A 7,155-nucleotide genomic window follows, 5' to 3' on the forward strand; every position below is an offset into this window, starting at 1 on the left:
AGAGATTAAAGAATCATTTCAACTTCTTTCTTCAAGCAATCAGACCAAACACCCACTTGTACTTGACCAATATGCTGTTTTTGTAGCAGTAACATGGCAAGGCGTGATTGACCGATACCACCACCAATGGTTTGTGGTAATTTTGAGTCAAGTAACATTTTATGCCAATCCATCTTTAAACGATCCATGTCACCGGTGATTTTAAGCTGTTTCTGTAGCACTTCTGGGCTAACTCGAATGCCCATTGATGAAATTTCAAACACATCTTTTAAAATTGGATTCCATACTAAAATATCACCATTTAGTCCTGCGTAGTGTTCACATGTTTGTGTTGACCAATCATCATAATCGGGCGCACGCACATCATGAATTTCGCCGTGTGATAATAGACCACCAATACCGATTAAGAAGACTGAACCAAACTCTTTTACCGCGGCGCGCTCACGTGCTTTTGCATCTAAATCGGGGTACTGTTCAACAAGATCTTGTGAATAGATAAAGGTGATCTCTTTTGCAAGAAAAGGAGTTAATCCATATAACGCATCAAGCTGATATTCTGTGCTTTTAATAGCAGCATAAAGGTCTGTCACGGTTGCTTTTAAAAAGTCTAATGAACGTTCAGTCGTTGCACAAATAACTTTTTCCCAATCCCATTGATCTACATAAACAGAATGAATTGGGCTTAATTTTTCTTCATCAGGACGTAGCGCTTTCATATGCGTGTAAATACCTTGACCTACTTCAAAATTATACTCAGCTAATGTTTTTCGTTTCCATTTAGCTAAAGAGTGCACGACTTCAAAGTCTTGATCCGATGCAGGCAATGATTTCACTTTTACCGCAACCGCTTTCTCGTGACCACTTAAGCTATCTTGAATACCATCACCCACTTTTGCCAAGATAGGCGCTTGCACTTCTATCAGCCCCAATTTTTCTTCAAGCTGTGTTGAAAAAAGTTGTTTTGCTTTACTAATTTGTTGCTGACTTAAGATGTATTGTGCGCTCATGCTATATCCCTGTTTATGATTTCGTTTAAGTTTGTGCAAGCATACTCAATGAAATCACAACTAATTACAATAACCCACAACAAAAATAGCTTTACACAGTAATAATCATCAATAAAATAAACATAAAATAGAGAAAACAATAAATAGGAGTGCGAACCATGAGTAAAAAGTATGAGATCGATAATCTCGATAAAAGCATCTTAGCGGCATTATCCCTGAATGCACGTATCGCTTACGCAGAATTAGCGAAAAAATTCTCGGTCAGTGCCGGTACAATCCATGTGCGCATCGAGAAAATGAAAATGGCGGGTATTATTGAGGGGACTAAAGTGGTGCTAAATGAGAAAGCGCTGGGTTACGATGTTTGCTGTTTTATCGGCATAAACCTGAAACATGCCAAAGATTACCCCGAGACCATTAAAAAATTAGAGGAACTTGAAGAGGTCGTGGAAGCCTATTACACCACAGGTAATTACAGTATTTTTATCAAACTGATGACACGCTCGATTGATCACCTACAGATGACACTGATTAATAAGGTGCAAGCGATTGAAGCGATTCAGTCCACCGAAACACTTATCTCACTGCAAAATCCCATTAAACGCGATGTAACACCTTAACCCTCGGATAACCACGAAGTCACGAAGAAAAAGAAAGGTAATTAAAAACCGACCTGTTTTATCTTTCTTCGTATTATCTGTGTAGCGCTAGTGGCTTCGTGGTGATGATTTTTTGAATGAAGTATCTGCGATGATAAAATTAAAAATGATTTAAACATCTACAGATCTAAAATTCCGTATTGAGTTTAACTGTGGCGTAGACACGGGTACGGTAAGCATTAAAAATGTGTCAATCACACAACTTAACTAATTACGCTTAGAGGCACGGTATGCTGATGGGCTTTGCCCCACCAGCACTTTAAAACGGCGACTAAAGTTCGCCAGATCTTTAAAGCCGACCTGCAATGCAACATCATTTATCGACCAATTTTGTAGTTCCAAACTTTGCTTCGCCCGTTCAATACGCAGTGCTTGCAAATGTTGCATTGGGCTTTTACCTAACCATTGGTTAGTCAGCCTATACAGATGCGCGGGAGAGCAAAAAATTAATGCGGCCATCTGCTCAACATTCCAATTTTTATGCAACTGCTGACTGAGTAAATAAGTAAAGTGCTGTAAACGCATCTGCACCGCAGAAACCTGTGTCTTTTTCTGCAAGCTTTGCTCAACAATATGTTGTAACTGATCCACCAGCATTTTTTCTAAAACCTGATCATCAAATTGACTGTATTGCGTATTAAGTAACAACGACTCTATGGTATGGCGTAATACACCTGCATAGGTAGTTGTTTGTAGCTCGACCCTACTTTTTTTAAGCGAAGGCCACTTTAACTTCGGATCTAACATTACCCACGCAATTGACCAATGATCACAGTTTAAATCAAATCCATTGACCTGCTCAGCAGGGACAATAATGAGAGAGCCGGCCTCTAATTCAAAGCTTTCCTCGGGGGTATGTAAAATACCCGCACCGTGCGTTGTGAATAACATCATATGAAAATCGGGGTTTTGGCGATACATGCTAAGTTTATCAACCGCATCACAATAACCAACCTGTATATAACCGAGTGTTGATAACGTTGGCTGATCACCTTTATCAAGCATCTGTTGTTTACACAGACTCGACACTTCGCACAATTCTGGCCACATTTCCATTCTACCACCTCAATATTAATTACCTTACAATTTATTACTTTTTAACCATGATAGTTTAAGACAAATCATTACAACAGCGCAACAAATTTTATCTGGAAAAAAGCATACACTGGAAATATAGGTAATCGGCACTAACGCTGTTTTACAAAACAAATAGAGTGAGAACGAGATGGAAAAATGGTTAGCATCAACAGGAAAGCCTTTCTGGTCTAAATTTTTTAATTTAGCACTGCCTGTATCACTGCAATCGATGATGTTTGCGGCACTGGGTATGTTTGATGTAATGATGGTGGCATCACTGGGCAACGCTGAGATTGCAGCGGTAGGTCTGGGTGGAAAAGTATTCTTTTTTAACTTACTGACGGTGTTTGGTATTTCAGGTGCGATTAATATTTTAGGGGCACAATATTATGGTGCAGGTGAGTCAGGCGGCATTCGTAAAATATTGATCCAATCAATTATTTGGGCACTGCTGATCAATCTGGCTTTTGCAATTTTTTACACGTTAAACCCCGATTTCTTTGTCACACTTTCAAGTCAAGATCCTGCGCTTATTGAATTGGGTGCAACTTATCTACAAATTACCGGCTGGACAATTTTGATCACGGCGATCATTGTCCCCTTAGAGGGCGCTCTGCGTGTTAACAATGATGTGATGGCTCCGACCGTGATCGGTATTTTAGCGATTATTATCAATGTATTTTTTAACCTGATCCTAATTTTTGGCGCGGGCCCAATCGAGCCGATGGGTGTTGCGGGGGCTGCTTGGGCAACGGTTATTGGTCGGTTGAGCCAGCTGATTATTATGATGTTATACATCAAATATAAGCGCCCAAACTTGATCCCTACTTTTGCAGAAATCAAAGAGGCGGTCGCTAAAAGCCAAATGTTCAAGTTCATGAAATTTGTCTTCCCTATTCTGATTCAACATGCAGGTTGGGCATTAGGTATTTTAGTTTATAGTTTAATTATTGCGGCAATGGGCACAGAAGCACTGGCGATCCACTCTTTAATTGCACCGATTGAGGGTATGTTCCTCTCCGCTTTCTTTGGTTTAAGCAGCGCTTGCGGGATAATGATCGGTCATGAATTAGGTGCAAATAAATTTGAACGTGCTTGGTATCAATCGTGGACAGCCGTTTATACGGGTGTGTTTTTAGCACTCTCAACAACGGGATTGTTGGCCTTGAATCAGCATCATCTATTAAATTTTTTACAGCAACATGAATTTGAAAATAGTCAGATGATCGTTAATGTTTCACTGGTACTGGCGCTTGGCCTAGCACTGAAAGTACATAATATGATGGGGATTAATGGTGTTTTAAAAAGTGGTGGCGATATTAAATACAGTGCGTTTATCGATCTATTTGGTTTGTGGTGTATTGGTATTCCCGCCGCGGTATTAGGTGCTTTAGTATGGCAATGGCCATTGCACTGGGTGCTGTTAATCATGCTTAGCGAGGAGATAGTAAAAGCAGTTCTCACTATCGAACGTATGTTTAAAAAGCGTTGGTTAACTAACTTGGTTAAAACTTAACCTAACTAACGGTTTAATTTACAAAAAAACAGGAAGTATGTATGAGTAAAAAAGTGAAAGATTTTTCAGTGCAACTATTGATTGATAAAGCACTAATCAATCACCAGTTAACGTGTAAAGAAAAGCTTTACGATTTTAATTTTTCTCGACCGAGTGAAGGGGATAAACGAAAAACCATTCTCAAATCATTATTTGGAAAATATCGGAATGCCCATATTGAACCCCCTTTTTATTGTGATATGGGCAGTAACATTTTCTTAGGTGAAGGTGGTTTTATCAATTACGGTGTCACCATTTTAGATATTGCACCGGTCACCATTGGACAGTATGTTTTAATTGCTCCTAATGTAGTGATTGGCACGGTTGCTCATCCCGTTGATCTTTCTGAACGTGTAAAACCTTACGCATGCGCAGAGCCAATCACACTCGGTAATAACGTTTGGCTTGGTGCAGGTTGCATTGTACTCGGTGGCGTCACCATTGGGGATCGTAGTGTCATTGGCGCAGGCAGTATTGTGACCAAAGATATTCCGAGTGATGTAATTGCAGTTGGTAACCCATGCCGTGTAATAAAAAAAATAGAACACGGTGAAATGCCATCAAAAGAGCAAATTTCAAAGTGGTGGAGTACTGAAGTGAGTTAACTAATGATGCTGATAGCGCTTTAATTAGCTCTCAATAAGGTGCTGGGCTAAGCTAAATTCAGCTATTTTATTATTTAATAATATACAACTAAGCCAGCTATCAAGTTGAGCAGAAAAATCAGTTCGCCCTTACCCCCAGAAGACACTAAATGAGTATCATCACAAAAATAATGAATTCATCAAACGGATCCTCAAATGCGTTTTAATGCGACGAAATAGAAACGTTATCCTGACCTGAGGTTACTCAACAAGTGCAACCATAAAGCAAGGGACGAATTTAACGGCTACTTTGTTTCTTTCTATCAATCTTATGCTCTGTTTTCATCGCGTTACCTAACTCACATTATTAGTTCAATTGTGTTGGTTTTCTGTTAAAATCTTGCTCCGAATTCGTAGGAGAATAATTTATGACAGACAATAGCCAAATTAAAGTGATCGTCGGTATATCCGGTGGTGTTGACTCATCCGTTTCTGCGTATCTATTGCAGCAACAGGGGTATCAAGTTGAAGGGCTATTCATGAAGAACTGGGAAGAGGATGATACCGATGAGTATTGTGCTGCTGCCCAAGATCTTATCGATGCAAAATCAGTCTGTGATAAATTAGGCATAAAACTACACACCATTAATTTCTCAGCGGAATATTGGGATAATGTTTTTGAACATTTCTTAGCAGAATACAAAGCGGGTCGCACTCCTAACCCTGATATCATGTGTAATAAAGAGATTAAATTCAAAGCATTTTTAGAATTTGCAGCCGAAGATTTAGGCGCCGATTTTATTGCCACGGGTCATTATGTACGTCGTCGTGATGTCGATGGTCAAGTGCAACTGCTCCGTGGTGTAGATGCCAATAAAGATCAAAGTTATTTTCTTTATGCCGTAGGAGGAAAACAGATTGCACAAACACTGTTCCCTGTTGGCGAATTAGAAAAACCAGAGGTACGCCGTATCGCTGAACAGCAAGGCCTAATCACTGCTAATAAAAAAGACAGTACCGGCATCTGTTTCATCGGCGAACGTAAATTTACCGACTTTTTGCAAGAATACCTGCCAGCACAACCTGGTGATATTGTCACCCCAAGTGGCGAAGTGATTGGACAGCATCAAGGGTTGATGTATCACACGCTAGGGCAGCGTAAAGGGTTAGGCATTGGTGGATTACAAAATTCCAATGAAAATCCGTGGTACGTGGTTGGCAAAGAGATGGACAAAAACCAACTTTTAGTCGCACAAGGCGCTGATCACCCCGCTCTTTTCTCTTATGGCTTAATTGCAAAACAGTGTGATTGGGTTGATAGAATACCTAGAAAAGAGAGCTTTAAATGCACAGTAAAAACACGTTACCGCCAGACGGATATCCCGTGTACGGTTAATCCAATTGATGACGATACCCTTGAAGTGATCTTTGATGAGCCACAATCAGCGGTAACACCGGGTCAATCTGCAGTATTTTATGTTGATGAAGTGTGCCTTGGTGGCGCAATTATCGAGCAACATCTACAAGAGAAAAACTAATTATGTCTTATCATGATCTCCCCTCTCGTGTTATCGCCTTTGCAGCCATGACACAAGCCGCTTACCTTGTTGATAAAATAGCAACAACGGGGTTATGCCCAAACATAGAAGCATTTGAAGCGTCATTAAAATCGATTATGGCGGTAGACAGTGATAGCCCAATTGATACTTTTGGTGGCTACGCGTCCTTAGAAGTGGGGTTTAAAAGCATGATTGAACAGCTTGATAACCCAGGCGGACAACGTAATCTGCAAATCACTAAATATGCGGTTGGCATGATAGCACTTGAGAAAAAACTCACCAGCAATGACTCGGCCATGAATCTATTAGGTGAGCGTATTAACCAAGTGACACGTCAGCTTAACCATTTTGATATCAGTGATGATAGCGTATTAGCCAATTTAGATGATATTTACAAAGATATTATCAGTAACCTTGGCCCTAAAATTCAAGTCAATGGCAAACCCTCATGCTTGCAACAGGTGATCACGCAACATAAAATCCGCGCACTGTTATTATCCGGTGTACGCGCAGCCGTGTTATGGCGACAACTAGGCGGTAAACGTCGCCAATTGTTGTTCTCTCGCAAAGCGATGATCCATCAAGCAAAACAAAATTTACAGCGCGTGTAAAACAACATGGAAGTGGGACTTTAGTCCTGCCTTGTTAGCCAAAGGCGAAGCTGAAGCATCACCTCCAAATAAAAGTATCACACAACTTGGACGTAGGACTTTA

Annotated in this window: 7 protein-coding genes; 5 read left to right on the plus strand and 2 right to left on the minus strand. The window is 40.3% G+C overall.

What is annotated here, in order from left to right:
- Positions 1 to 5: 5 nt before the first annotated feature.
- On the minus strand, positions 6 to 1,007 hold the full coding sequence (gene asnA / locus G322_RS0116080) for an aspartate--ammonia ligase (protein ID WP_022942745.1): 1,002 nt from the start codon (positions 1,005 to 1,007) through the stop codon (positions 6 to 8).
- A gap of 158 nt (positions 1,008 to 1,165) precedes the next feature.
- Between asnA and asnC the strand changes: the two genes are divergently transcribed.
- Positions 1,166 to 1,627: a transcriptional regulator AsnC gene (asnC, locus tag G322_RS0116085; RefSeq protein WP_022942746.1), complete on the plus strand. Its 462-nt coding sequence runs from the start codon at positions 1,166 to 1,168 to the stop codon at positions 1,625 to 1,627.
- A gap of 246 nt (positions 1,628 to 1,873) precedes the next feature.
- On the opposite strand, the gene G322_RS0116090 is transcribed toward asnC, so the two are convergent.
- Positions 1,874 to 2,722 (minus strand): AraC family transcriptional regulator, encoded by an 849-nt coding sequence (locus G322_RS0116090; RefSeq protein ID WP_022942747.1) that lies wholly within the window; start codon positions 2,720 to 2,722, stop codon positions 1,874 to 1,876.
- Positions 2,723 to 2,891: 169 nt separating this feature from the next.
- Between G322_RS0116090 and G322_RS0116095 the strand changes: the two genes are divergently transcribed.
- The 4 genes from G322_RS0116095 to hflD all read left to right on the plus strand — a co-directional run bounded on the left by G322_RS0116095 (position 2,892) and on the right by hflD (position 7,052).
- The gene (locus G322_RS0116095; RefSeq protein WP_022942748.1) at positions 2,892 to 4,259 is read left to right on the plus strand and encodes an MATE family efflux transporter; all 1,368 of its coding nucleotides are present in this window, start codon (positions 2,892 to 2,894) and stop codon (positions 4,257 to 4,259) included.
- 41 nt (positions 4,260 to 4,300) lie between these two features.
- On the plus strand, positions 4,301 to 4,903 hold the full coding sequence (locus G322_RS0116100; protein ID WP_022942749.1) for a sugar O-acetyltransferase: 603 nt from the start codon (positions 4,301 to 4,303) through the stop codon (positions 4,901 to 4,903).
- 407 nt (positions 4,904 to 5,310) lie between these two features.
- Positions 5,311 to 6,420 carry a tRNA 2-thiouridine(34) synthase MnmA gene (gene mnmA, locus G322_RS0116105; protein WP_022942750.1) on the plus strand — a complete coding sequence of 370 codons (1,110 nt, stop codon included), beginning with the start codon at positions 5,311 to 5,313 and terminating at the stop codon, positions 6,418 to 6,420.
- A gap of 2 nt (positions 6,421 to 6,422) precedes the next feature.
- Entirely contained in the window at positions 6,423 to 7,052 is a 630-nt protein-coding gene (gene hflD, locus G322_RS0116110) for a high frequency lysogenization protein HflD (RefSeq protein WP_022942751.1), read from the plus strand.
- Positions 7,053 to 7,155 lie beyond the last annotated feature (103 nt).

The organism is Psychromonas hadalis ATCC BAA-638 (genome assembly GCF_000420245.1).
Classification (GTDB): domain Bacteria; phylum Pseudomonadota; class Gammaproteobacteria; order Enterobacterales; family Psychromonadaceae; genus Psychromonas; species Psychromonas hadalis.